Below are 24,946 nucleotides of genomic sequence, written 5' to 3'. Positions count from 1 at the left end.
ATGAAGAGCGTATATACCACTTTCGTATACTTTTAGTTGGGGTTCAGGTCTAATGAGAGTTTTTGAAAATAAAAGTTAAGTTTGTATTTTTCGGTTTTTAACTATATAATAGTAAGCGACGAATATTTAGTTATCAATCTTATTCAGCAGTTACAAATGAACAATAATATTAGGAGGTTTTTTTCATGAGAATAGATATTTGGTCCGATTATGCGTGTCCATTTTGTTATATTGGTAAAAGACGTTTGGAGAATGCGCTGAGTCAGTTCCCGAACCGTGATCAAGTAGAGGTGGTATTCCGTAGCTTTCAACTAGATCCACACGCAGAGGTGAGTACAGATAAGAATATTCATGAGCTGTTGGCTACCAAATACGGCATGTCAATCGAAAAAGCAAAAGCAATGAATGCTCAGTTAGCTGAGCAAGCACAAGATGTGGGATTGGAATTCAATTTTGATACAGTGAAGCATACGAATACATTCGACAGCCACCGCCTGAGTCACTTTGCAAGCTCAAAAGGAAAAGGTGCAGAAATGTCTGAACGTCTGTTACGTGCTTACTTTACGGATTCATTGAATCTTGGAGACCGCAGTGTACTTGCTACACTTGCTGCCGAGGTAGGACTGGATCAGGCAGAAGTTGCGGCAATGCTGGAGACAGATGCTTATACAGCTGAAGTGAACGGCGATATCGAAGAAGGAAGCCGTCTTAATATTACCGGTGTGCCATTCTTCGTATTCAACAATAAATATGCGTTATCTGGTGCACAGCCAGGACCTGTATTTACAGAGGTATTGGATACCGTGTGGGCGGAGGAGCAAGCAGGACCAACGCTGCAGGTGGTTGGCAATGGAAAATCCGAAGTATCCACGGATGATGGCTGCGCGGACGGATCTTGCAATATATAAAGTTCGTATAGTGTGGAGAAGAAGAGATGGGGAAGTTTCCATTTCTTCTTTTTTTAATTCCGAAACTCTGCTCTGTTTTACACACTAAAGAGACAAGCGCCCCCGAATCTATCCGGGAGCGCTTGTCTCTTTATGATGTGTTTATCTAAAAGAAGTGATAAAGCTTGTGAACAAGGTGCGGACATCGTACTGATGTTGATTGATTGGCTCGATAGGCCGGTTAATGCCGAGCAATGTGTATACTGCAGTTCTTGCTGCTCGGATAGAGTATTCTTCCGTGAATACAACATCATCTGGAATTTCGCAATATTGGCCAACGAAGGCAAGGTTAGTGGAGCCTTCAGGAACTACTTTAGGTCGATCACTATTTAATCTAGGCATGAATTGTGAAGTGATATAAGGCATCATACATGGAATACAATTAGCAGTTGCCATGATCTCGTCCTTATGTTCTTCGAAATGAAGATGACCGATTAATTCTTCCATAATTTCTTCACCGGTACATTCGCTCATTTTCTTCTTCACGAAGTCTCCTACGTTGTCAGGGTACAAACCGTAACCCCAGAATACTTTTACATGCTCTGGTTGATTGCGGAAATGCGGTTGGAAGGCTAAGACAACGGACATTAACCAGCTTGAATCTTTAAAGGTAACCAATGCGCCAGTACCCGCACGATTGCGAGTGAATTTCTCCATAAGATCGAAGAATTTGGAATCTTGGAAGGTCACGGTAAAGGACTCCCATTTCGAACCATCGATATGATCATCGAAGGAGGATGGATTGCCGAGACCTGGTTTTTTGGCAGCGATGTTCTCCCATAACTTCCATGAGCTACCTTTCCCATTGAGACGTGGGGCAGAGGTCATGGATCCAAGGCTTGATCCTTCAGTCATGGAGCCGTTCGTGACGATTACGATATCGTCTTCGCTTATGTTAATAACGTCTGGGACACCTTGGCGCAGGACGTTCATTTGGGTTACGGTAATGCCATCTCCATCTTTGAACTGCAGGTCAGTTACTGTACATTTCAATGTAAAGTCTACACCAAAGCCTTCGAGATATTTGTGCATAGGTAAGATGATGGAATCATACTGGTTATATGGAGTGCGGGTTACGCCTTCCAGGGTTTGTATTCTTGGGAACTCATGAACGAAGCGAATCATATATCGTTTAAGCTCTACCGCGCTATGCCAAGGTTGGAAGGCGAAAGTAGTAGCCCACATATACCAGAAGTTCGTGGTGAAAAAGTGTGGACCAAACCAGTCGTTAATCCGAGCTTTTCCCATTTTTTCTTCCGGTGTAATAATCAATTTACCCATCGCAAGCCGGTCAGCCATATCGAAGCCCATGGATAATACATCTTCCACCTCACCGTTGCGGTTAACGAGTCTAGCGTTAGCATGTGTTGGATTGGCGGTATCGAATTCTATAATCTCTTCTCTAACGGATTTCTCAGGATGGTCGAGGGAGGGAATCGACATGAGTAGATCCCATGTATTCTCATAGGTCTCATCGTTGAGCATCCGGCCACCGCGAATGACATAACCGTGCTCAGCGTCACCTGCGCCGTCGTTGCTGCCACCGAGAATCTTCATCTCTTCAATAATGTGAATGTTCTGTCCCGGAAAGTCACAGTCTCTGACCAGGTAAGCCGCGCCCGCTAAGGATGCAATTCCGCCACCGACAAAATAAACCTGTTTATTACCGTACTCTTTTTTCACAATGGTCGCCTCCAAGTTGTTGTTGAAATAATCACATTCTTAATGTAAACCAACTCCAATTTTGAAGGTATAATCAATCCTTTTAGAGTGTATGGATTTTAGTCATTACGGTCTATGTGTCTAGTTTTTAGACAAAAAAACCGCTGAACCCAAAGGTTACAACGGCTTGTTCTCATATTTGTGCAAAGCTTTTAGAAAATTTCCCTCAATGAGTACACTTAGCTTCTCGATAATGTGATCCGGATGCTCCTTCATCCCGTCTCTCATCCACTGAATGACAAGGCCTGTGAAGGCCAGTGTATAGAAGTTAGCAATGAAATGTTTATCTTCGTGGCTAACCTCCATCCCGGCGGACAGTTCGTTTATGACACCCATAATGAGATCATTCGTCACTTCGTATAGATACGCATCCAGATGATTTCTGCCCAGTGAGTTCAAGGTGTTGCAGCAAAAGGTTTTATTTCGTTCGATATAGCAGAAGATTCTATAAAAACCGTCCGTCCACGTACTGTAGCTACGATACTGGGCGATGCTCTCTACAGCCTCAGTCTTATAGATCCAACCGAGTAAATCAAATATATCTTGAAAATGATAATAGAAAGTTTGTCGATTTAGTCCGCAATGGTCCACGAGCTGTTTGACTGTAATTTTATTGAGCGACGTATGTTCCATTAGTTCTTTTAAGGAATGGGACAATGCATTTTTGGTTAGAAAAGAATTGGACAACGATCGATCATCTCCTCCGTTCAAGCTTTCGGCCACTGCTTAACTAGCAGACGAATTCCTTCCGCCAATAAACCGAGTGCAAATCCTCCACATGTAAAAAAGAAAAAAGCAAGGAGTCCCGCGAGATCCTCCCAACCGGACATCTCTCTATAGGTGTAGCTTAGCATAATTACTGAACCGATGATTATTCCTGTTGTAGTGATTAACCAGAGTAGACGAGCTCCGAACCACGCTAAGACGTTAACGATACCAGATACAATAATGGAAAAGAGTGCGAAGCGCAGCAAGAGTGTGACATCTAATGTATGAGCCATCATAACGAATCTGTGCAGAATGAAAAGCAACCACAGAAAAACACCATAAACAGCCATCCAGATAAACCAACGGTTACTTTTGGTAGCAGGCAGGAATTTCATTTCTGGCTCACCTCTTTTTCCAAAGTACGAACGGTGTGCAGTAGGGATTATACGGAGAAAGATTCCAGTTCTTCTACACTTTGCAGAAGATGATTCAGCAGGTTCGGAATGTCCTCCATCTGCTCCTCCGTGATTTGCCTTTTGAATCGCAGCTCGATGCAGTTGTTGTAGGTTTCACCTTCTTGACCATAAATGAAGCTTAAAGATTGCACGGGCTGGAATTCAGGCCCCCAGATCGCTTTGAGAATACTCTCGATTGCCTGACATTCAGCAGGAATATCTTCGATCTCCATATAAAAACGTAACGAAAGATTGCAGCCGGGATCCGTGTTAGGCACTTCCAATATTTCATCGCTAAGATCTTTCACAGATGAAGTAAGAAAGACTTCGGCTGTTACGCTCCTGCCAGCCGTCAATTGGAAGGAAAGGCTAAATTCTCTGGACATCAATGCCATATTCAGAAGGTCGGAACGATCCGTAACTACTAGAATTCCGTCCAAATTATCGTAATCGTAGATTTGGTTCTCAAAAGCAATTTTAATATTATCGAAGACAGTAGGATGGAACAATAATGGCACCTTCTTTTGTTTATTAGTATTGTAACATGATCTAAATAGAAGTGAAAAAGATGCCCAGGGACCATATGGACCGGGCATCTTTCGCTTGTTACTCCATGACCTTGAACATGCCCGTCATACCCGGGGCATGATTCTGAAAGCCGTATCGTTCGTAAAAGGTATCATTCCCATGTGATGCGAAAAGTCCGACGAACGCGCCAGAAAAACAATGAGATCGAATATAGTGTAGTAGCTGCTCAATAATGACATTACCAATGCCTTGGCCCTGAAATTCGGGAAACACGGCTACGTCCTGAATATAGAAATACATATGACCATCGCCGACGATCCGCCCCATACCGATAACCTTGTCTTCCTGTACAACGACCATACCATACACCGAATGAGCGAGAGAGGCTGCGGTCATTTCCGTATTCACGTTCCCCCAACCGACAGCTTCCCATAAGGAGGCATGCTCCTCAGGCGTGGGTAAACGTTCAATACATTCATAATGATGTGCTGTTGTCATAGCTAATCACCCATTCTTTGTTAAGTTATTGTAGCGATTGTAGTGTAGTAAGCTCCACTGTAATCAGCCCCCTTAGGATGAATGGGTATTCACTGTGATCTTGTTAGTTCGTAGGTGCAGGTGCGGTATATTTCAGGAATGTCTTCGGAATTGGACTTTCGAAGGTCATTAACTCTCCTGTAGTAGGATGAATAAAAGAAAGTACACGAGCATGCAGACCGAGACGGCCTACCGTTTTGGTCTCTGCACCATACTTCTTGTCTCCTGCAATCGGATGGCCGATATCTGCCATATGAACACGAATCTGATTTTTGCGTCCAGTTTCAAGCTTTACCTCAAGTAACGAGAAGTGGCGGTTCGCCTGAATGAGCTTATAATGTGTGATCGCATGTAGACCATCGCCTTCATGAGGACTGGAGTACATTTTCAGGGTAGAGGTTTCTTTTAGCCAAGAGCTCACTGTACCTTCAGGTCTTTTAACGGCGCCTTCGACTAGAGCTACGTAAGAACGTTCTTTCACGGTATCCTTCCACGTAGTTTGCAGTGCTTGCTGGATCCGTTCGCTTTTGGCAAACATCATTACCCCAGACGTATCGCGGTCCAAGCGGTGAACGACAAAAATTCGATTCTTAGGATTGCTGATGCGGACATGCTCCATAAGCTGGCGGTAAGCTGTTAATTCATTTTCTTCCGCAGTGGCAATCGACAGCAGTCCAGCATCCTTCTGAATAATGATTAGATCATCATCTTCATGGACGATGGTGAGTCCGATCATTTCCGCTACTTGTACAGGTTTCTCTTGATCAATCGTCACAGTTTGACCCGGATGCAATTGAAAATTATGCTGTGTGACTACTTTGCCATTCACTGCTACTTGTCCACGCGAGAGGATAGATTTAATAGCATTTCGTCCACGGCCTGTGATATGGATGAGTAAGAAGGGTAGCAGCTCAGAAGGTTCATTTACTGTAAAAGACTTGGGCGCTGCGGGTGCTTTAGCTTTATGATTAAGCTTGCCATTTGGCTTGCTGTGGGAATTGCTGTGGGAACGAGTACCTCTTTTGGCTGTTTCTTTAGGATTTCTTCTTGTGTTCATGACTGCATTCTCCGTCCTTTAATATTGTACTCCTCAATATACCATGGGCGGTTAAGAAATACTATGTGAAGGGCAGCAAGAAACGAATTCGATTTATAGATAGAATAGCTGAGCTAGTCCTATCAGCAGGAATAAGCTGAAATATATCCAACCGATCACATTAGCGTATTTCTTTTCCCGGTGCATAGCATTGACTGCATATATTTTAGTATCCACAGTAAGCAACAGAACACTGGAGATCAGCAGCGCAACAATTACGTAGGTTAGCTGGTGATAGAACATAGTAGAGCCTCCTATAAAGGTCATTTAATTTTGTTTAAGACCTACTCTGTCGATGTGAGTTTTCAACTTAACTTCAATACTGAGATTGGAATACTGCTGCTCCCAGTCATGTTTGTCACGAACATGGGCTTTCCAGTAGGAGGGAGCATATGCACGAATATATTCACCCATGCCAAAGACATCGGAATGCGCTTGTTGAGTTTCTTCGATAAGGTGGTTGAAAATACCGATCACTCTCTTTTGAAAGATATCTTCAATCTTTTCTAAAGAACGGCTGGAACTGATAGGGATATCACTACGTAAATGCTCATCTAGAGCCGCCTCTAAAGAGAGGTTATAGGTGATGTGAGGTTTGCCCTCTTTGAATTGAACTTTCACCCTCGTGAACCGGTCGTTGACCTTGAGCATCACCGGACCGAATTCATCAGCATAAAAAAGATCGGAGTATCCCCCGGGATTAATGCCCTTCATGGACATATATGCGCCAATCTCAATGGGAATCGTCGAACTGACCATCACTCCACCACTAAAGTAAGCTAGGCCTTTAATCATGATATTGTCTTCCTGATGTAATGAGACGTAAGGCAGATAACCACTTTCGCCCCATTTGGAATCTGCTGACCAGAATACACCTATATAATCAGCAGGAAATTTCCCCGATGTCACTGCTTTTTCCATGGTAGAGAGGATGTAAAGGGTCGGCACTCGCTGCAGCGGAGGATTAATATTCATAAATTTGGCAGCCTCCCCTTCGGATACTAGCAGCCAGGTCCGGCGACGAACTTCTGGATTGCGACGCAAATAATCATTTAAGTCATCCATGCTTTTTCTTGCTATGTCCTCACTAATAATAATCACTCGTAAATGAATCAGATAACGTGGATCAGAAATTTGCTGCTGCAAATTGTTCATGGCGTCATCTAATGTGTACCCGTATACTTCTACGACCCATACTGGATTTTGATTTCCGCCTCCGCCTTCACCCCCACTGCCTGGTCCGAGTGGAACTCTTCCCGGAACCGCAATTTGGGCGGTTACACGAATTTGGGGTAAGTTAATATTTGCGCTTTTAAGATGAGTGGTTTGGTCATCATTTGTTTTGCTGTCTGGAGGGACGGAATCAATGGATAACCCTAGCACCAATGCACGATCTTCAATTTCGAGCTGGTCCCAGCAACCTGCGAGCAATCCAGACAGGAGTGAGAGAATAAAAATAAGAACTACACGCTTATAAATTTTTTTATTCATGAGAAATGGCTCCTTTATTTCGGATTAGAGAGACTAACCATAATAAAAGAGGATAGAAGGTCAAAAAAATCAAACCGATTATCGCTGTAATGCTAGCAAATGAATAGACCTGAAATATGTTTCTCGGCAAAAGTGAAAAAGTGAAGATAAGTGGAAGTAAGAAACTGGATATTAGGCGGTGATCCTTGTGCCGCAGCACTTGTTGCAGAGAGTATGCGGCTAAGTAATAGTTCGTAAAGATGGTAGTGAATATAGAAATCACCCAAATTATTATAAAAAGAGCATCAAACCGTTCTAATAGTCCTGCGCCGATGGATATGGAGCGAGCTGCTTCTAGGGTTGGATAGGACAGTAATTTGGTTTCCTGAGCTCCAAACATGCCTAGAGTGACCCAAACGATCATTACATAAATGAATCCAATGATACCAAGCGCAATAGTGCCTGCTTTAAGGATCTGTTGAGGTTTTTTCATTAGAGGAACCAGCAGGATGATGACAAATGTACCTTGATAAAGGCCAGCGGACGTAATCGTTCCTTTGGAAAAGCTTGAAAAGGTGGTGTGATTTCCGGTGAGGGGTAGCAAGTTCAGAACATCAACATTTCTCATAGCTACCAATATAATTGCGATAGCGGATAATAGAATAAAGGGTAAATAAAAAACATGTACATAAGTGAATTTTACAATATTTCTACGGATTGATAAGGAAACCAGTAGGAGCATTAAGAGAATTACTACTTCTATGGGTGTCTTTTTAAAGACAACCGCAACACATACTTCTCCAAATTGGCGCATGGTGATCCCAGCAGAGAAAGCAAAAAACAAAGAAATAAGCATGGAGAAAATATCCGCGAGCCAAGTTCCGAGAAGGCGGCGGCTGAATAAGAACAACGTTTCGTTAGGGAATTTTCGGCAGACAACCGCTGTAAACCAGCAACCTAAAAAAGCAACAGGTACGCCAGAAGCAGTTACGAGCGGTGCACCACTGTCTCCGGCTTCAGCCATATAACGAGGAATACTTAAGATTCCTATTCCTATAATCGTACTGATGATTACAGCCATGACTTGGATCGTTGTTATGGGGCGGTTACTATTCATCAGCTTCACTTTTCTCCTTAAAAATCAGATCGGTATGCATTTTGGGAATATCATTCGCAAGAAGATCGGGATCAGGTGTATTGAGAAAGCTTGGGCGACTTCGCATCCACCATAAAGGTACACGAACAATACTATCCTTGAGGTCCTTCCAAATCGTAGGCACAAAGGGTGTCATGTAGGGAACGCCGAAGGATTCCAAGAATAATAAGTGGTTAACAATAACAATAGTGCCAAGCATTACTCCGTACAGACCAAAGCAGCCTGCCAATATGATCAGTGGAAATCTAAGCATTCTTGAAGAGATTGCGGCATTGTAAGCGGGTGTGGCAAAAGACCCTATGGTCGTTATAGCGACAACAACTACGGTAGTTGGACTCGCCAGACCTGCTGCTACGGCTGCCTGACCAATGACAAGCACACCTACAATAGAAAGAGCCCCGCCAATCATTTGCGGTAAGCGAATGGTTGCTTCGCGCAGCACCTCCATGAAGACTTCCATAATCAGAACTTCCAATACGGCTGGAAAGGGTACGCCAGCTCTTGCACCAGTTATTGCTACGGCGAACTCTGTCGGCAGTAGCTCAGGATTGAAAGAGATAATGGATACATATAAGGCTGGGAAGAAAAGGGAAAATAATAATGCGATCAGGCGGATCATTCTTAGGAGGCTTCCTACAACAAAACGTTCTGTATAGTCATCCATCGTCTGAAAGAACTGATTGAAAAGCGCCGGGACGATGAGGCAGAATGGTGAACCGTCTACAAGGATGATGACTCGTCCTTCTAATAAAGAGGCTATAGATTTATCCGGGCGTTCGGTTGGCTGAACCTGTGGAAACGGGGAGAGGGGATGATCTTCTATGAATTGCTCGATATACCCCGCATCAAGGATGCCGTCTACATTTATTGCTGATAATCTCCTCATCACCTTTTGAACTAGCCCTGGATCGGCTATTCCTTCGATATAACAAACAGCTACTTTTGAGCGCGTCCGTACGCCAAGAGGGGCAGTTACTACACGAAAATCCGGCGTTTGTAGTCGATAGCGAAGTAAAGAGATATTGGATTCTAAATTCTCTATAAACCCATCACGCGAACCGCGTATAACTTGTTCAGTTTGAGGTTGCTCAATGCTACGATGCTCAATTTTACGCAGATTGAAGTAAAGTGCCTGATCCATTCCATCTATGATTAGAACTACATTTCCCTCCAACAAGATGGAGGCTAGAGTATTTAGGTCCTTAGTACGGTTACCTTGTGTTACTTGTACTGTCATACTCCAGATGTAATCAGGTAAATCCTTTAGATCTTTTGGAATTTCTGAGAGATCAGAGGAAACATTCATTAATGGCTTTAAAACATAGTTCTGAATTTGATTCTGGTCCACCACAGAAGAAAAAAAGATAATAGCCGCATCATGTCTACCGTACACCTTGAAGTTACGGACTATAAGATCGCTGTCTTCTCCAAAGACTTGTTGAATGAAGCTTATATTGCTCTCCAGGCTGGAATCCAGTGGCTTTACCGGACGATTGTCCTGGGCAGAGGACTCTTTGCGTGCAGGCTTATGTTTAAAGGAGGTATATTTTTGTTTCCAATTTTGCACGGTCGCTCCACCCTTCTTTGAAATCTCTCTTCTTAAAGCTTGGCTAAAAAGAAGGCCTTTTATGTAAATATTTCAAAGGAAGAACATGGGGACCATAGTTAAGGAGTGTTGCTCAATACACTTTTGACCGCTAAACTAAAGATAGAAACGCTTAAGGGGTTATGAGAGATATGATGATGCAAGCACCTACTATTGAACAGGCGCAGGCTGAGCTGCAAAAATATTACGGTTATCCGGATTTTCGGGATGGTCAGAAGAAGATTGTTCAGAACTTGCTGGAAGGTCGCGACACACTCGGTATTCTTCCTACGGGAGGTGGGAAATCGATTTGCTATCAAGTTCCCGCACTGCTGCTTCCTGGGCTGACACTGGTGATCTCACCATTGATCTCTCTGATGAAGGATCAGGTCGATGCGTTAACCACGGCAGGTATTCCGGCAGCCTTTATTAATAGCACGTTAAGCGGGAAAGAAGTAAATGAGCGGATTCGGGCTGCCCGTCGCGGCGATTTGAAGCTGCTTTATGTTGCGCCCGAAAGGCTAGAGCTGGACTGGTTCCGTCTGGAGATGGCTGAGCTGGCGATTTCCTGTGTGGCTGTGGATGAGGCGCACTGTGTATCTCAGTGGGGACATGATTTCCGTACAAGCTATTTGTCGGTATCGCCTTTTGTGAACGAGTTGCCAGAACGGCCAATTTTGGCTGCATTTACAGCGACGGCAACACCAGAGGTTATGGAGGATATGGTTCGGCTGCTGCGTCTGCGCGAGCCGGGTATTTTCATGACTGGACTCGGAAGAGATAATTTAGCGATGTCTGTGCTACGTGGAGAGAATAAGCGGGAGTTCGTCATGGATTACACCGCAACGCATTCTCATCAGCCGGGTATTGTATATGCGGCTACACGCAAAGAAGTGGATGATCTATATCAAAGGCTGCAGGCTTCAGGAATAGCGGCAGGCCGTTATCACGCAGGTATGAATGATCAGGAGCGGGCAGATAGCCAGGAAGGCTTCCTTTATGACGATATCCGGGTCATGGTGGCCACCAACGCTTTTGGGATGGGGATTGATAAATCCAATGTCCGGTACGTAATACATTACAATATGCCAAAAAATATGGAAGCTTATGTTCAGGAAGCAGGCCGTGCTGGTCGTGACGGGGAGCCGAGTGAATGTATTTTGCTTTTTAGCGCGCAGGATATTATGACCCAAAAGTTCCTGATCGAGCAGAATCCACAGGATACGGACCGTAAAGCTAACGAATATCGCAAGCTTCAGCAAATGATTGATTATTGTTATACTACCCGCTGCTTGCGCAGTGCCCAGCTGGATTATTTCGGTGAGGAGCATGAGGACAAGTTATGCGGCATTTGCAGCTCATGTACAGATGAACGAGAGCTTGTAGATATGACCGTAGATGCGCAGAAGATATTCTCCTGCATTCACCGTATGCGGGAACGTTATGGAGTTGCGTTGGTGGCTTCTGTGCTGAAAGGTTCTCGTAATCAGAAGGTGATGCAGTATGGTTTTGATAAGCTGCCGACCCACGGTGCGATGTCGAGCCGGACAGAGAAGGAGATCTCAGAGAGCATCAATGTACTCATCTCTGAGGGATATCTTGCTTTATCTGAAGGACAATACCCCGTAGTGCGGCTCCAGCCTTTGGCTGCTGAGGTACTGCGCGGACAGCGTGAGGTCATGCAGCGAGTAGCGCGGCCATCACGAGCAGGTGCGGCATCTGGTACGCGAGTTCGTAGTCGCGGGCATGACCTGTCACCTTCGGCAGTCAATGAGACCGTCTTTGAGCAGCTGCGTCTGATCCGGCGAGAGTTGGCGGGACGTGAGCATGTGCCCTCATATATTATTTTTAATGATGCCACGCTGCGTGAGATGAGTGTGGTTTGCCCGCAGACCGAAGCGGAAATGCTGAGGGTAAAGGGTGTCGGGGAAGTGAAATACCGGAAGTATGGTAAGGCATTCCTAGAGTTTTTTCAAAATGAAATGTAGAAAAGGTCGTGTAGCATTGAAAATCGTTCTGACCACGCTAAACGCAAAATATATCCATACCTCACTGGCGATCCGTTTGCTTAAAGCCTACAGTGAGCATGAATTTAAAGATATTCATTTGGTGGAGTACACCATTAAAGATCCCGTGATGAATATCGTGTCCGACTTGTTTCAGAAACGGCCAGATGTGATTGGCTTCTCCTGTTATATCTGGAATATCGAAGAGACGCTCAAGCTGATCGGAATTCTTAAGCAAGTGATGCCTGAGGTTACGATTGTTCTCGGAGGACCGGAAGTCTCTTATGAGCCGCTGCATTGGATGAAGAGAGAAGCTGGCATTGATTTCATCGTAAACGGAGATGGAGAAGAGACCTTTCATCATTTGTTGCAGGAGCTGAGAGACGACCGGAAATTTCATTTTGTGTACGGAGCTGCTTATCGTAAGGGAGAGGAGATCATTGTAAATCCACCTCGTCCCAAAAGCGATCTAAATACGCTGCCTACACCGCATCGTTTTCCAGAGGATATTCCAGATCTGAGCAAACGTATTGTTTATTTTGAGACGAGCCGTGGGTGCCCGTTTAACTGTCAATTTTGTTTATCCAGTATTGAGGTAGGCGTACGTTATTATGATATTGAACGAGTGAAGTCTGATTTACTCTACTTAATTGAAAATGGCGCCAAAATCATTAAATTCTTGGACCGCACCTTCAATATCAACCGCAACTATGCGATGGAAATGTTTCAATTCCTGATCGATAATCATCAAGGCTGTGTGTTCCAGTTTGAAATCACAGCAGATATCATGCGGCCAGAAGTTCTGGATTTCCTGTCGAATAATGCGCCTCCGGGCATCTTTAGATTTGAGATTGGTGTACAGTCTACAAATGATGAGACGAACGAGCTTGTTAAACGCCGCCAGAATTTCAAGAAGCTCTCTCGTACGGTAATGAAGATTAAGGAAAGCCGCAATATCGATCAGCATCTGGATTTGATCGCGGGGCTTCCGATGGAGGATTACTCCACCTTCCGCAAAACCTTTAATGATGTATTCGTTATGGAGCCAGAAGAGCTGCAACTTGGATTCCTCAAAATGCTTCGCGGGACGGGTCTGCGTGCACAGGCGGCAAAATATGAGTATACGTATATGGAACATGCCCCTTACGAAATTCTTAGCAGTCATATGATGACCTTCTCGGATATTATTCGTTTGAAGCGGCTTGAGGATGTGCTGGAGAAATACTGGAACAGCCACCGGATGGACCATACAGCCAAATACTTGATCCGTCACGTGTTTGATTCACCATTTGATTTCTTTCAGGAGTTCGGTGACTACTGGGAGGAGAGAGGCTGGCAAAAGATTGGGCATCAGCTAGAAGATCTCTTTACCCGTTTGCAGTCCTTCTTGATAGATCGAGGGACTCCGTCTATGGATATTATTACTGGGCTAATGAAGCTTGATTATTTCCTAGGACACAAGTATAAGCCTCGCAAAATCTGGTGGGATTTCGTGCTGGATAAGTCGGATTGGTCGAGTTACTTGAGGGATATTGCTGCTAATCCGGGTCAAATCTCTGCGCAGTTGGCAGAAACCGGACTCAGCGAAAGAGAGCTGCAAAAATATACGGTGCTTGAAGTGCTACCGTTCTCGCTTGAAGCGGTGCTGGAATCCATCAGCGGTCTACGGGCGGATGGGGGTTCAGAGGAAGAGGAAGCAGGCGATGCTAACGACGGGACTGTACCTTCTCCTGAGTCATTGATACAGGGAGTTACAGAGAGTAGTTTAGAAGAGTCTGTCCAAACCACAAGCTCTGCTGTAGCCATAGCTGAATCACCTTCCGTTCGAGAAGGTCGCACGCTGCTAATCGTAATGTATCAGCAGAACGAGAGCCAACGCGCTCAGTATTATACGCTGCCTTTGTAATAGGGCGATTGTGTTGGGAGGAAAGACCGTTCCTTTGGGGGCGGTCTTTTTTTGTTACATGCGCAAGCGTCTTCTGAATTCGCAAGTGGTGGAGGGAAGTGATGATTGGCCATAAAAGTCTTCTAAGACCGAAAACGAAGTGGGATAGTAATGGCTGCCAAAAGCGCCAGATGAGTCCGGGAGCGGAGGGGAAGAAAGGAGCTAGGAGTAATGTAAGCTGCTCACAACCCAAAACGAAGAGCAGCGATCCCCTAATAACGGGAGGATCGCTGCTCTGTCTCAAATAATCCAAAAAACCTACGGTTTTCTTTTAAGCTGTAGTCGTAACCTCAGAAGGGAGATGCTGTTCTAACCAGTTAAGCACATCGGCTGTAACTTGATCCCGGTTCACCTCATTAAGCATTTCATGCCTGCCTCCTGGATAGAGCCGATACTCTACGTCCGATATCCCTCGTTTCTTGTACAGCTCCGCAAGGCGAGGAATGCCTTGGCCGCTCATCCCTACAGGATCCTTATCCCCACCAAATATATAAATGGGCTTACTTGTACATAATGTCCTAAGTGATTCCTCGGAATGGATCTCCCTTAGGAGGTGGAAAAAACCACGGAAAAAGCGTGTTGTACAAATGGCTCCGCAGAATGGATCGGCAATGTACTTATCAACTTCCGCATCATCGCTGCTCAGCCAGTCATATGCAGTTCTTACGGGAGAAAAAGCACGGTTGTAACTGCCGAATACTAAGCTGTTCAGTAGTACACTTCGGTGATGTTCACCCTTTAACTTGAGCTGTGCACTAGCCAGAGATTCTCCAAGGCGCAGCATACCGCGAGGACCATTTGTACCGCTTAGGATAAATCCTGCATAGATTTCGTTACCCTCTTCACACATCAGCTTTTGAGCCAGAAAGGAACCCATACTATGAGCGAATAGAAAGATGGGCTTACCTTCATGTTTGGAGAGTGCTTTGGCTGCTACCTGGAGCAGATTGCGCCGCATCCAATAGAATCCGTCCTCCCCAACATCGCCAAGCAGATCGACTTGACCAGCGGTTTTACCATGTCCCCGGTGGTCATTGACATATACTGCATAACCTACTCCGGTTAATGCTTCCGCAAAACGAGCATAGCGGACAGCTGTTTCACACATACCGTGAGAAATTTGCACGATTCCTCTAACTGGCACATCGGATTCAGGTAACCATTCATAGACATGGATATTTACACCTATGGGATCCGTTAGGGTAAAGCTATTTTCCTTCATGGTCCATTCCTCCTAAAGGTTCTCGACTTATGGTAAATAAGAGCGAAGCACAGTAGAATGACCTTCGATAGCGTAACGGCCGAGACTGGAAGGAATCAGATAGCATTCTCCTGCAGCATAAGGTTGGGAGCCGCCATCCCAAGTAAGATGTCCGCTGCCTTCACAGATGACTAGAATAGTGAAGCTGTCTTCTGTAGTGGTGAGGTCCCATGAACCATTTACGATTCCTTTTTCTACGATAAAATATGGCGAAGCGGCAAGTTGCAGCCACTCTCCAGGGACTGCGTTATCTGTCTTCATCGAAGTAGCCCCGGCGCCTTCATAAGCTGTAACATTAAGTGAATCTTCAATATGAAGCTCACGTGGTTTTCCGTCCAGGCCTGGACGGTCATAGTCATAAATGCGGTATGTAGTGTCGGAATTTTGCTGGATCTCTGCTACAACGACACCAGCACATAGCGCATGAACGGTTCCGGCGGGAATATAGAAGGAGTCTCCTGCAGAGACAGATACTTCTTGAAGGCTATCCATAACGGTGCCTTTCTCCAGTGCTTCCCGCAAAGTTTCACGATCCACGCCTTCTTTAAGACCATAGATGATTTTGGCACCTGGCTTAGCGTCTAACACGTACCACATCTCTGTTTTGCCCAGTTCACCTTGTGGCAATCCCTCATAATCATCTGTAGGGTGGACTTGAACGGAAAGATTGTCGTTGCAATCCAACAATTTGATTAGTAGAGGAAATCTTCCACCCGTTTCTGAAATCCCTTTGCTTCCGAACCATTCATGGCCGAACTGCTCACGAATTTGATCTAAGCCTTGACCAGCTAACTCTCCGTTTACCACCGATGACGTTCCATTCGCGTGATCGGCGATCATCCAGCCTTCGCCAATATGTCCTTCAGGTAGATCTAGGCCGAATTTCTCCAGCGCGCGTCCTCCCCAGACACGTTCTTTAAACTCCGGTTGAAATTTCAAAGGATATGGTTGAGTCATTGCTACATCTTCCTTCCCAAATATAAAATAGTTTGATGCTTACAGCTTAAGAGGGGTTTCCTTTTTTCTTTTCGAGCGCAATCATATAAGGTGAATCCGTGCGCTGCAGCTGACGATAAACAATGCTTTGTGCTACCTTTTGGGAAACAGCTGCTGCCCAAGATTCAACGGCAGCGGCTTCTTTATCTCCGCCTGCATGGCCGGGATAAAGAACTGCCGTAATGATCCCACCTGGACGCAGTAACTGGAGAGAAGCTTCCAAGGCTGTAATGGAGCTGTCCGGCTGAGTAATGATGTTCTTGTCGGCATCTCCTGAAGGCAAGTAGCCTAGATTGAACATTACAGCTCCAACGGTGCCATGCCAGTTCGCTGGAACAGCTTCAGCCATTTCGGCGTGACTACGTTCCAGTAAGGTGACGGTGGCGAGCGAGGGAGCTTCCTCTTTTGCAAGCCGCAGGCGCTCTTCAGCCAGGTTCAGCGCTGCAGCTTGAATGTCAAAGCCGTAGACTTCACCGCGAGCTTCGGTTGTTTTGGCTAGAAAAAGCGTATCAGCACCAGTACCTACAGTGGCATCAATCGCACGATCACCTAAAGTTAACCGCTCAGAGATTAATTTATGAGCAAAGCTTAAAACGGACATAAAGCCCATTAGCTCTTCCTCCAATACTTACCCTGCCAAGTATCACGAGCAACTAGCTCATCGTCAATGGCATTTAGCACTTCCCATTTCTTGAGGCTCCACATCGGTCCGATTAAGAGATCCCGAGGAGCGTCTCCAGTCAAGCGATGTACAATCATTTCAGGGGGCAAAATTTCGAGTGAATCGGCAATGAGCTTCACATACTCGTCCTGTTCCATGAATCGTAGCAACCCAGCTTCGTATTGCTTCACCATGGGTGTTTTACGCATGAGATGCAGAAGGTGAATCTTAATTCCTTGTACATCCATGCGAGCCACAGCAGATACCGTTTCGAGCATCATTTCATGCGTCTCCTGTGGGAGACCGTGAATGATATGGGTGCAGACACGAATGCCGTGACGCCGCAACTTCTCAACAGCATCTACATAACACTGGCTGTCGTGAGCCCGGTTAATTAGCTCAGAAGTGGAATCGTGTATAGTTTGGAGACCCATCTCTACCCACAGATACGTGCGCTCGTTTAGCTCGGCCAAATATTCGACAACATCATCCGGCAAACAGTCAGGCCGTGTAGCAATAGATAGTCCAACGACACCTGGCTGCTGTAAAATCACTTCGAAATATTCTCTAAGCTCTTCGACCGGAGCGTACGTATTCGTATAGGCCTGAAAATATCCGATGTATTTAGCGTTTGGCCATTTTAGATGCTGCTTGTCACGGATATTATTAAATTGGGTGACGAGATCATCTCGGCGACTTCCCGCAAAATCACCAGAACCTCTGGCACTGCAAAAAGTACAACCACCTTTAGCGATGGAGCCGTCACGGTTGGGACAGGTAAAGCCTGCATCAAGCATAACTTTGAATACCTTGGTGTTCAAATGTTCACGCATTTCGTAATTCCAGGTATGAAAACGTTTATCTCCCCAAAGCTGCGGAGGAGTAGTGTATTGAAGATTAGACACGAGGAGCCCCTTTCTGAAAATATAAACATAGATAAGTATCCTTATCCTTATATTTTTCTGAGACGGATGGCATCCTTTATAAAAGAACACACAGCCGTTTCTTATAATCCAATACATTGTATCAAAAAACAGAGCTCGGCGTAACATTCACTCCCGGTACTGGCATGAAAAATAGGCCGAAAGTAAGGCGCTTTCAACTTGAAAATGCTTACATAGTATGTTATATTCAGAGTGTGAAAAGCTGCTGTGGCTTAAAGAAATTCAGCCAGGAGTTCATAATTTCGTGTCGTCCGATCCATAATAATAACCGTGAGGTGATAGCAATGAATTCTCAAACGGTATATGCTGAGGGTAAAGATTCGATTGAAGTCCACTTAACGCCAGATGAAGCCCTTGCACTAACAGGTGTGGAATTTAACGGCAACCCTAAGATCAAGACAGATGCACAGCGTAAAATTCGCAGCGCATTCGAAAAAAAGACATTTGCCACCAGCTCAAACACAAAGTAGATCCTAATCTACCGGAAAAGAATGAGCCTTAATTCCAAATATACACAACGAAGGAATTCCCCTGGATAGCTCATTTAAGAGCTGAGCCAGAGAATTCCTTTTTCTTTTTTACCCCAATCCCTTTACTTTTCGGGACAATTTCGGCACAATATTGCAAGTGACAGTTATCGTATAAGAGATAATCGGAGGAATACCTATGCGTTTACGCGGAAGAAAAGGAATACGTGAAAGTTTGGAAGAACAGACCGATCTAGTCATTCTTGACCCTCGGAGTTATAAAGGTGAGTGGTCCAAGCTGTTCGGGAATGATCATCCGATCCATGTGGAGTTCGGAATGGGCAAGGGACAGTTTATCAGCCAAATGAGCTTCAAATATCCCGATATTAATTTTATCGGCGTTGATATGTATGATGAGCTGATCCGCCGTGCTGGAGATAAGGCTAGAGCAGTATGGGAGCCGGCAGGTCATGAGACGCCGCCCAACCTGAAATTGGCACTCGCCAATATTGATTATGCAGAGGAAGTATTTGCTCCAGGAGAGCTGGAACGAATTTATCTTAACTTCAGTGATCCGTGGCCAAAGAGTAAGCATGCTCGTCGTCGTTTGACACACCCGCGTTTTCTTGACAAATATCGGGGGCTGCTAAGCGACTTAGGTGAAATTCATTTGAAAACAGATTCTCGAAGCCTATTTGAATTCTCATTAAATGCATTTGCGGACTTTGGTCTACAGATGAAAAATATTTCGTTAGACCTACATGCGGACGGCATCATAAATGAGGATCATATTATGACGGAATACGAGACGAAATTTGTCGGACGTGGCGTGAATATCCATCGTTGTGAGGCCATTGTAGGTGCGGAAGCGCTCAAGCAGTATCAAGCTACCCGTTTGGACAAATATCGGTTGTAGTTACAAAGCACTGCTCCAAAAGATGTGCTTCAATAATAAAGCGGCAGCCTCCAAGTGGTTTGGAGGCTGCCGCTTTTAAATTAACTATTCCAATAATTCGATAATGCTCTGAGCACATTGCAATGGGTGGTAACGGGCGATTTCCTCAAGATGAAGTTTTCGCTTATTCTGCACATCCTCGTAGTTGTTTAATAGACGTTCCATCCACATTACGACTACGTCTAAAGACTCTATCGGCTCTCCGAAACCTGCTGCGGTAAAATAGCGGCAATTCTCCTCCTCCTGCCCGGGCAGAGGGTTATAGAAAAGCATCGGTATTCCTTTAGCGAGCCCTTCACTGCAGGTCATTCCACCCGGCTTCGTGACGAGCAGATCGGACACCTCCATCAGCTTGTCAATCTCACGCGTAAAGCCTATCAAGGATATATTAGGATGATTATAACGTGAGTCTTCTTTCATTTCCTGAAGCAGCTCTTCATTCTTGCCGAGACAGAAAACAATCTGAATCTTCTCTCGCCATTCCGCCAGACAGGCATTTACAACCTGATCGTTCATGATCCCCCAGCCGCCGCCCATGACTAGTACCGTTGGCATATCCTTGAGATTGAATTGCTGTCGAATCTCCTGCTTTCCAGGATGCTGCCAAAAGTTAGGGTGTACGGGTATCCCAGTAACCTGAATTTTTGCAGAAAGAATGTTTCGCATACGCAATTTGGATTTAACCTCTGGTGTTGATACCAGATAACGGTCTACCTCTGGACTGATCCAACTGGCATGTGCGTCATAATCCGTTATAACAGTTACGAGAGGCATCTTTAGGGTAGGATCCACTCTCTTAAGACGAGATACTACAGCACCCGGAATGAAGTGTGTGCAGACAATAACGTCAGGTTTCAACTGCATTACAACATTTTTGGTATGCGTATAAAATATACGATGCAGGGCAAGCGTGGTAAGACGATTAAATGATTTCTGGTGACGGTAGACGTACCCCATCAGCTTTGGCTGAGTCGTTACCGTCTTACGGTAAGCAGACAGAATAATGGGTGCCATTTTGGGATTAAGGAAATTCCCAAGTTCTAGCACCTTCGTTTGTAAATTAGGTGACAGTTGGCGCAGACTGCTCGACAGCGCATAAGCTGCTTGAGTATGTCCTGCTCCAAAGCCTTCTGAGAGTATTAAAATTCTTTTTTTTTGCAATTTTGATTCACCTATTCTCAAAGGTTTTCCCGGTTTAACCATATATACTTCAGATCCATAAGGCTATAGTGCCCGCTGCAACACTGGTTCCGATCACTAAGCCTGCAAAGACATCAGATGGATAATGTAATCCCAGATAAATGCGTGAAAACCCAACAATACAGGCCAGCGGCAGCAGAATAACGGTCAAGGCAGGAAATGCTACCATATATGGGACCGTTGAAGCAAAGATAGCTGTAGTATGACCAGAAGGAAAGGAATGATCCTTTAATGGATTACGAAATGTGTTCGTATCCGGTAACGCCAGATAAGGCCGCATGCGTGGATACAGTTTTTTAGCGACAGCAACGGGCAAATGGCTAACAGCTAGAGCCGTCATTGCTTGCAGGCTAGCGGTTCTCCATGGCTGAGGAGCAAATGCCCATATCAGTATGTTGATAACAATTGTGCTTGTAGCTCCACCCAAATGAGTGAGATAGAAGAGCCAAAAGTTCAGAAAACGATTATGCATTCGACCGTTGATCCACTTAAAAAGGTGCCGCTCCCAGAGATGTAGCTTCATGAATAAATGTCTCATATCTTGTCCCTCCGCCAGTCGGCTACCGATAACAGGTGCTTATGAGCAGTCCGTTCTTTAGCATTAGATCTGTCTTAATCATACTTTTTAAAGGTAGTCCATTTCAAGGAAAAGCTCAGTTTTGCTAGAAATTTGCTAGTTTTGACTTAGAGCCGCTAACGCCGTACAATGATTCAAGCGGACTAAACATGTTTAAAAGGGTAAGAGATAAATAAGGATCCAAATAAATGGAATTCATACAATTCTTTTAAACAACACATATAAAAATTGTGAAGTCTGCCTAGAATAAGAATACTCTTGGTCTATTGTTAAGGGATGCAACAAAAGGGTCAGAAGGAACGTCAAGCAAGCTAGAGAGAAAAAAAAGAACACCGAGAGTGAAAAAAGGGGGCATCAAAAGGTCATGACAGACGCACTGTTTGTTACGCTCCAAGTGATCTTGGCAGCAATCGCAGTATATCAGTTTACCTTTTCGTTATTTGGTCTGCACAAGAAAAAGACAAAGACAAAGTATAAGCCAGAAAAAACATTTGCAGTACTTGTTGCTGCACATAACGAGGAAGAAGTCGTCGGCGCGTTAATGGAGAACCTGAAGCAGCTTAACTATCCTTCAGAACTGTTTGACGTATTTGTAATTTGTGACAATTGTACAGATGGTACAGCTCGCATCGTTAGAGAGCACGGAATGAACGCTTGTGTCCGTACTAACCCAAATCTACGTGGTAAAGGTTATGCCATTGAATGGATGCTCAAGGAGCTTTGGGGCATGCAGCGTCAATATGACGCAGTTGTAATGTTTGATGCCGATAATCTGGCACATACTGAATTCCTGATGGAGATGAATAATGATCTTTGTTCAGGAGCGCGTGTTATTCAAGGTTATATTGACACCAAGAATCCAGAAGATTCCTGGATTACTGCAGCGTATGGTGTGTCGTATTGGTATATTAACCGTTTGTGGCAACTTTCACGCCATAATTTGAATATGGCGAACTTCCTTGGCGGAACAGGAATGTGTTTCGAGACCAATCTCCTTAAAGAGATGGGCTGGGGAGCTACAAGCTTAGTTGAGGATCTGGAGTTTACGATGCGCAGTGCATCTCATGGTGTATATCCTAAGTTCAACTATGACGCAAAGGTATTTGATGAGAAGCCTCTAACTTTCAAGGCCTCTTCAAGACAGCGTCTGCGCTGGATGCAAGGACACTTTACTGTAGCTCGTCGTTATTTTTTCCCATTACTTTGGCAAAGTATTAAAGAACGTAGCTTAACGAAGTTTGACCTTGCGCTTTACGGAGCAAATGTGTACATTGTTTTGCTCACCTTCTTGATGACGGCGGTAATGTGGGTGGATATGGCCCTCTTTAACGGACCGAATATTGCTAATATTTACGGCAGCTTGCCAGTCTGGCTCGGTTTCCTTGCGATCGGTTTGAATCTGGTGACCTTTGGGATTGCGATGGCTTTGGAGAAGGTTAAATTTAAGAAGGTGTACGCTTATCTGGTGTTCTTCCCAATTTACCTGATCTCTTGGTATCCTATTACGTTCTATGCGTTCTTCACGCAGAACAACAAGCAATGGAGCCATACCAAGCATACGCGTGTCGTAAGACTTGAAGAAGTGCAAAGCAAGCAGGTATAAGATATTTAAGAATATTGAATAAAAGAATTGACACTCCGTTTGGAGTGGTGTATAGTATTCAAGTACGCAAATCATAGGGATTGCAAGAAGAAGCACCTGCTTCTCACCTGACTGGCATATTCGCCGGCTGGTTTTGATCTCAATGCTTTATGAATGTTAATGTTCATGAACGTTGATCAAACACGGGGTGTCGGGTGTTACCGGCACCCCTTTTTTATGGAGTAAGGCAGTATAGTTGTTAAAAAGATCCGGAGGTGGAGAGTTATCAGTAAGGAACATATGATCAATGATGAAATTCGGGCCAAAGAGGTACGGTTGGTTGGTGCGGAAGGTGAACAAATCGGAATTAAACCGATCCGCGAAGCGTTGCAAATGGCGATCGATCTTAATCTAGATTTAGTCAATGTAGCACCACAGGCTAAGCCGCCGGTATGCCGCATCATGGATTACGGCAAGTTCCGTTATGAAACGCAGAAGAAAGAGAAGGAAGCCCGTAAGAACCAGAAGATCGTTGATATCAAGGAAGTCTGGTTCCGTGCTAACATTGAGGAACATGATTATCAAACCAAGTTCCGCAATGTGATCAAGTTCTTGGGTGAAGGCGATAAAGTAAAGTGCTCCGTTCGTTTCCGCGGACGTGAGATTACACATGCGAATATCGGCCAGAAAATCCTCGAGCGTGTTAAGAACGAAGTGGCTGATATATCTGTTGTTGAGCGCCAGCCTAAGCTGGAAGGTCGCAGCATGATTATGATCTTGGCTCCTAAAGCCCAATAAATCTGGAGTCACTTGCTTACATGCAATTTGGCGCCGCATAATATTCAAGGAGGAAACACCATGCCTAAGATGAAAACACATAGCAGCCTGAAAGGCCGCTTCAAAATTACCGGAACTGGTAAAGTAACACGTTACAAAGCTCACAAAAACCACTTGCTGTCCCACAAATCTAAACGCGCTAAGCGCGTTCTGAACGGTAATCCAGTAATGGCCCCTGGGGATGTAAGACGTTTGAAACAAGGATTGGCTAACTTGAAATAGTTTATCACACATTTTTGGGAGGTTTATTAATATGGCAAGAGTTAAGGGCGGATTTGTAGTTCGTCGTAGACATAAAAAAGTATTGAAATTGGCAAAAGGTTATTTCGGTTCTAAACACCGCATTTTTAAAACAGCTAAAGAACAAGTAATGAAATCGATGGTTTACGCTTACCGCGACCGTCGTCAAACTAAACGTAACTTCCGCAGACTGTGGATCGTTCGTATTAATGCAGCAGCTCGTTTGAACGGTCTTTCTTACAGCAAGCTTGTATACGGCCTGAAATTGGCTGGTGTAGAAGTTAACCGTAAGATGCTGGCTGATCTGGCTGTAAACGATCTTAACGCATTCAACTCCTTGGCTGGTATTGCCAAAGAGAAAATCAACGCGTAAGTGTTGTAATATAATCGAAAAGCACCGCCTGCGTGTTGCCCATGCAGCGGTGCTTTTTTGTGTGGTATGAAGTATATAGAATGAGGAAATGATTTCTCTGCCGTAAAAAAACGAGAAAAAAACTCTGCTTAATGCAGAGTTATTCCCAGTACTTTACAGTATTGAGCTCGGCAGCGAGCTTTTTACTGATGGTTCTTCTTACTTTACGTAGCTCAGAACGTTCATTAGCTGATTCGCTGATCAATTTCTCTTCATCGGTTTCTGGGATTATGGCAGGAACTGGAGTGGGAGTACCATCCTCCCCAACTGCAACAAAGGTAAGGAATGAAGTGGCAGCGACGGCGCGCTCACCCGTATATAAGTTTTCTGAAATGATCTTTACAAATACCTCTATGCTTGTACGTCCGGTCCAAGAAACGAAGGATTCGAAGCATACGGAGTCTGTAGGTCGGATGGGCCTCAAGAAGTCAACAGAGTCTGTAGAGGCTGTAACGACATTAGCACGGCAATGGCGCATAGCTGAGATGGAGGCTACTTCATCAATGCCGCTCATAAGCTTACCGCCAAACAATGTTTTGTGATTATTAACATCATTAGGGAAAACGCGTCCGGTTTTGAAAACACGGGATTCACGGCAATATTTAAAAGCCGGCATCGTTTGTGGATTTTTTTCATCGGTCATATCTGATAACTTCCTT

General features: G+C 44.7%; 26 protein-coding genes. 9 read left to right on the top strand and 17 right to left on the bottom strand.

Features of this window, described 5'->3' with window-relative positions:
- Positions 1–185: 185 nt before the first annotated feature.
- Positions 186–908, top strand: a complete 723-nt coding sequence (locus ACQKMP_RS08180; RefSeq protein ID WP_076298246.1) for a DsbA family oxidoreductase — start codon at positions 186–188, stop codon at positions 906–908.
- Between the two features lie 141 nt (positions 909–1,049).
- Here the strand turns inward: ACQKMP_RS08180 and ACQKMP_RS08175 are convergent, their stop codons facing one another.
- The 10 genes from ACQKMP_RS08175 to ACQKMP_RS08130 form a co-directional block, all read right to left on the bottom strand.
- Positions 1,050–2,630 carry an oleate hydratase gene (locus ACQKMP_RS08175; RefSeq protein WP_076284125.1) on the bottom strand — a complete coding sequence of 527 codons (1,581 nt, stop codon included), beginning with the start codon at positions 2,628–2,630 and terminating at the stop codon, positions 1,050–1,052.
- 156 nt (positions 2,631–2,786) lie between these two features.
- Entirely contained in the window at positions 2,787–3,356 is a 570-nt protein-coding gene (locus ACQKMP_RS08170; RefSeq protein WP_042125036.1) for a TetR-like C-terminal domain-containing protein, read from the bottom strand.
- Between the two features lie 20 nt (positions 3,357–3,376).
- Positions 3,377–3,772: a hypothetical protein gene (locus ACQKMP_RS08165; protein WP_042185681.1), complete on the bottom strand. Its 396-nt coding sequence runs from the start codon at positions 3,770–3,772 to the stop codon at positions 3,377–3,379.
- A 47-nt stretch (positions 3,773–3,819) separates the two neighbouring features.
- Positions 3,820–4,341 (bottom strand): hypothetical protein, encoded by a 522-nt coding sequence (locus ACQKMP_RS08160; RefSeq protein ID WP_042185682.1) that lies wholly within the window; start codon positions 4,339–4,341, stop codon positions 3,820–3,822.
- A 97-nt stretch (positions 4,342–4,438) separates the two neighbouring features.
- Positions 4,439–4,858, bottom strand: coding sequence for a GNAT family N-acetyltransferase (locus tag ACQKMP_RS08155; protein ID WP_042185684.1), 420 nt, complete (start codon positions 4,856–4,858; stop codon positions 4,439–4,441).
- A 103-nt stretch (positions 4,859–4,961) separates the two neighbouring features.
- Positions 4,962–5,954 carry an RluA family pseudouridine synthase gene (locus ACQKMP_RS08150; protein WP_042185686.1) on the bottom strand — a complete coding sequence of 331 codons (993 nt, stop codon included), beginning with the start codon at positions 5,952–5,954 and terminating at the stop codon, positions 4,962–4,964.
- Positions 5,955–6,047: 93 nt separating this feature from the next.
- Positions 6,048–6,236, bottom strand: coding sequence for a CLC_0170 family protein (locus ACQKMP_RS08145; protein WP_042185688.1), 189 nt, complete (start codon positions 6,234–6,236; stop codon positions 6,048–6,050).
- 24 nt (positions 6,237–6,260) lie between these two features.
- Positions 6,261–7,484, bottom strand: a complete 1,224-nt coding sequence (locus ACQKMP_RS08140; protein WP_427469140.1) for a Ger(x)C family spore germination protein — start codon at positions 7,482–7,484, stop codon at positions 6,261–6,263.
- Positions 7,477–8,580: a GerAB/ArcD/ProY family transporter gene (locus ACQKMP_RS08135; RefSeq protein WP_379422988.1), complete on the bottom strand. Its 1,104-nt coding sequence runs from the start codon at positions 8,578–8,580 to the stop codon at positions 7,477–7,479. The genes ACQKMP_RS08140 and ACQKMP_RS08135 overlap by 8 nt, the downstream gene beginning before the upstream one ends.
- Complete coding sequence (locus tag ACQKMP_RS08130) at positions 8,573–10,186, bottom strand: spore germination protein (protein WP_197071268.1); 1,614 nt, start codon at positions 10,184–10,186, stop codon at positions 8,573–8,575. The genes ACQKMP_RS08135 and ACQKMP_RS08130 overlap by 8 nt, the downstream gene beginning before the upstream one ends.
- A gap of 170 nt (positions 10,187–10,356) precedes the next feature.
- Here ACQKMP_RS08130 and recQ point away from each other — a divergent pair, with 170 nt between their 5' ends.
- Both recQ and ACQKMP_RS08120 read left to right on the top strand, forming a co-directional pair.
- Complete coding sequence (gene recQ / locus ACQKMP_RS08125) at positions 10,357–12,192, top strand: DNA helicase RecQ (RefSeq protein WP_076284133.1); 1,836 nt, start codon at positions 10,357–10,359, stop codon at positions 12,190–12,192.
- A gap of 16 nt (positions 12,193–12,208) precedes the next feature.
- The gene (locus tag ACQKMP_RS08120; protein ID WP_379423562.1) at positions 12,209–14,116 is read left to right on the top strand and encodes a B12-binding domain-containing radical SAM protein; all 1,908 of its coding nucleotides are present in this window, start codon (positions 12,209–12,211) and stop codon (positions 14,114–14,116) included.
- A gap of 310 nt (positions 14,117–14,426) precedes the next feature.
- Here the strand turns inward: ACQKMP_RS08120 and ACQKMP_RS08115 are convergent, their stop codons facing one another.
- Genes ACQKMP_RS08115 through ACQKMP_RS08100 form a run of 4 tightly spaced genes read right to left on the bottom strand, consistent with a single transcriptional unit; the run spans position 14,427 to position 17,978 of the window.
- Entirely contained in the window at positions 14,427–15,377 is a 951-nt protein-coding gene (locus ACQKMP_RS08115) for an alpha/beta fold hydrolase (RefSeq protein WP_379422985.1), read from the bottom strand.
- Positions 15,378–15,404: 27 nt separating this feature from the next.
- The gene (locus tag ACQKMP_RS08110; protein WP_042185697.1) at positions 15,405–16,373 is read right to left on the bottom strand and encodes a type I phosphomannose isomerase catalytic subunit; all 969 of its coding nucleotides are present in this window, start codon (positions 16,371–16,373) and stop codon (positions 15,405–15,407) included.
- Between the two features lie 46 nt (positions 16,374–16,419).
- A complete protein-coding gene (locus ACQKMP_RS08105; RefSeq protein WP_427469139.1) occupies positions 16,420–17,022 on the bottom strand; it encodes a class I SAM-dependent methyltransferase in 603 nt (200 codons plus the stop codon).
- Entirely contained in the window at positions 17,022–17,978 is a 957-nt protein-coding gene (locus tag ACQKMP_RS08100; RefSeq protein WP_379422980.1) for a TIGR01212 family radical SAM protein, read from the bottom strand. The genes ACQKMP_RS08105 and ACQKMP_RS08100 overlap by 1 nt, the downstream gene beginning before the upstream one ends.
- A gap of 323 nt (positions 17,979–18,301) precedes the next feature.
- On the opposite strand from ACQKMP_RS08100, the gene ACQKMP_RS08095 reads away from it, so the two are divergent.
- Positions 18,302–18,487 carry a hypothetical protein gene (locus ACQKMP_RS08095; RefSeq protein WP_042125061.1) on the top strand — a complete coding sequence of 62 codons (186 nt, stop codon included), beginning with the start codon at positions 18,302–18,304 and terminating at the stop codon, positions 18,485–18,487.
- Positions 18,488–18,683: 196 nt separating this feature from the next.
- Positions 18,684–19,400 (top strand): tRNA (guanosine(46)-N7)-methyltransferase TrmB, encoded by a 717-nt coding sequence (trmB, locus tag ACQKMP_RS08090; RefSeq protein ID WP_036679523.1) that lies wholly within the window; start codon positions 18,684–18,686, stop codon positions 19,398–19,400.
- A gap of 84 nt (positions 19,401–19,484) precedes the next feature.
- Here the strand turns inward: trmB and ACQKMP_RS08085 are convergent, their stop codons facing one another.
- Complete coding sequence (locus ACQKMP_RS08085) at positions 19,485–20,600, bottom strand: MGDG synthase family glycosyltransferase (RefSeq protein WP_427469138.1); 1,116 nt, start codon at positions 20,598–20,600, stop codon at positions 19,485–19,487.
- A 49-nt stretch (positions 20,601–20,649) separates the two neighbouring features.
- Positions 20,650–21,177 (bottom strand): phosphatase PAP2 family protein, encoded by a 528-nt coding sequence (locus ACQKMP_RS08080; protein ID WP_042185706.1) that lies wholly within the window; start codon positions 21,175–21,177, stop codon positions 20,650–20,652.
- 403 nt (positions 21,178–21,580) lie between these two features.
- Here ACQKMP_RS08080 and ACQKMP_RS08075 point away from each other — a divergent pair, with 403 nt between their 5' ends.
- The 4 genes from ACQKMP_RS08075 (at position 21,581) to rplT (ending at position 24,248) form a co-directional block, all read left to right on the top strand.
- Positions 21,581–22,819: a glycosyltransferase family 2 protein gene (locus ACQKMP_RS08075; protein WP_042185708.1), complete on the top strand. Its 1,239-nt coding sequence runs from the start codon at positions 21,581–21,583 to the stop codon at positions 22,817–22,819.
- A gap of 279 nt (positions 22,820–23,098) precedes the next feature.
- Positions 23,099–23,596 (top strand): translation initiation factor IF-3, encoded by a 498-nt coding sequence (gene infC, locus ACQKMP_RS08070; RefSeq protein ID WP_042125071.1) that lies wholly within the window; start codon positions 23,099–23,101, stop codon positions 23,594–23,596.
- 60 nt (positions 23,597–23,656) lie between these two features.
- Positions 23,657–23,857: a 50S ribosomal protein L35 gene (gene rpmI, locus ACQKMP_RS08065; protein ID WP_036679507.1), complete on the top strand. Its 201-nt coding sequence runs from the start codon at positions 23,657–23,659 to the stop codon at positions 23,855–23,857.
- Between the two features lie 31 nt (positions 23,858–23,888).
- On the top strand, positions 23,889–24,248 hold the full coding sequence (rplT, locus tag ACQKMP_RS08060) for a 50S ribosomal protein L20 (RefSeq protein WP_042125073.1): 360 nt from the start codon (positions 23,889–23,891) through the stop codon (positions 24,246–24,248).
- Between the two features lie 139 nt (positions 24,249–24,387).
- On the opposite strand, the gene ACQKMP_RS08055 is transcribed toward rplT, so the two are convergent.
- Positions 24,388–24,930, bottom strand: a complete 543-nt coding sequence (locus ACQKMP_RS08055) for an acyl-CoA thioesterase (RefSeq protein WP_042185711.1) — start codon at positions 24,928–24,930, stop codon at positions 24,388–24,390.
- Positions 24,931–24,946: the final 16 nt, after the last annotated feature.

This window comes from Paenibacillus sp. NPDC101420 (genome assembly GCF_050277435.1).
In the GTDB taxonomy this organism is placed as follows: domain Bacteria; phylum Bacillota; class Bacilli; order Paenibacillales; family Paenibacillaceae; genus Paenibacillus_AQ.
This window is presented reverse-complemented; position numbering and strand designations above follow the sequence as displayed.

Coding starts and splice junctions, on each gene's coding strand:
- ACQKMP_RS08115 (WP_379422985.1), bottom strand. CDS start 15,377: ATGAAGGAAAATAGCTTTACCCTAACGGATCCCATAGGTGTAAATATC.
- ACQKMP_RS08140 (WP_427469140.1), bottom strand. CDS start 7,484: ATGAATAAAAAAATTTATAAGCGTGTAGTTCTTATTTTTATTCTCTCA.
- rpmI (WP_036679507.1), top strand. CDS start 23,657: ATGCCTAAGATGAAAACACATAGCAGCCTGAAAGGCCGCTTCAAAATT.
- rplT (WP_042125073.1), top strand. CDS start 23,889: ATGGCAAGAGTTAAGGGCGGATTTGTAGTTCGTCGTAGACATAAAAAA.
- ACQKMP_RS08135 (WP_379422988.1), bottom strand. CDS start 8,580: ATGAATAGTAACCGCCCCATAACAACGATCCAAGTCATGGCTGTAATC.
- ACQKMP_RS08180 (WP_076298246.1), top strand. CDS start 186: ATGAGAATAGATATTTGGTCCGATTATGCGTGTCCATTTTGTTATATT.
- ACQKMP_RS08105 (WP_427469139.1), bottom strand. CDS start 17,022: ATGGGCTTTATGTCCGTTTTAAGCTTTGCTCATAAATTAATCTCTGAG.
- ACQKMP_RS08155 (WP_042185684.1), bottom strand. CDS start 4,858: ATGACAACAGCACATCATTATGAATGTATTGAACGTTTACCCACGCCT.
- ACQKMP_RS08055 (WP_042185711.1), bottom strand. CDS start 24,930: ATGACCGATGAAAAAAATCCACAAACGATGCCGGCTTTTAAATATTGC.
- recQ (WP_076284133.1), top strand. CDS start 10,357: ATGATGATGCAAGCACCTACTATTGAACAGGCGCAGGCTGAGCTGCAA.
- trmB (WP_036679523.1), top strand. CDS start 18,684: ATGCGTTTACGCGGAAGAAAAGGAATACGTGAAAGTTTGGAAGAACAG.
- ACQKMP_RS08150 (WP_042185686.1), bottom strand. CDS start 5,954: ATGAACACAAGAAGAAATCCTAAAGAAACAGCCAAAAGAGGTACTCGT.
- infC (WP_042125071.1), top strand. CDS start 23,099: ATGATCAATGATGAAATTCGGGCCAAAGAGGTACGGTTGGTTGGTGCG.
- ACQKMP_RS08145 (WP_042185688.1), bottom strand. CDS start 6,236: ATGTTCTATCACCAGCTAACCTACGTAATTGTTGCGCTGCTGATCTCC.
- ACQKMP_RS08080 (WP_042185706.1), bottom strand. CDS start 21,177: ATGAGACATTTATTCATGAAGCTACATCTCTGGGAGCGGCACCTTTTT.
- ACQKMP_RS08165 (WP_042185681.1), bottom strand. CDS start 3,772: ATGAAATTCCTGCCTGCTACCAAAAGTAACCGTTGGTTTATCTGGATG.
- ACQKMP_RS08110 (WP_042185697.1), bottom strand. CDS start 16,373: ATGACTCAACCATATCCTTTGAAATTTCAACCGGAGTTTAAAGAACGT.
- ACQKMP_RS08095 (WP_042125061.1), top strand. CDS start 18,302: ATGAATTCTCAAACGGTATATGCTGAGGGTAAAGATTCGATTGAAGTC.
- ACQKMP_RS08075 (WP_042185708.1), top strand. CDS start 21,581: ATGACAGACGCACTGTTTGTTACGCTCCAAGTGATCTTGGCAGCAATC.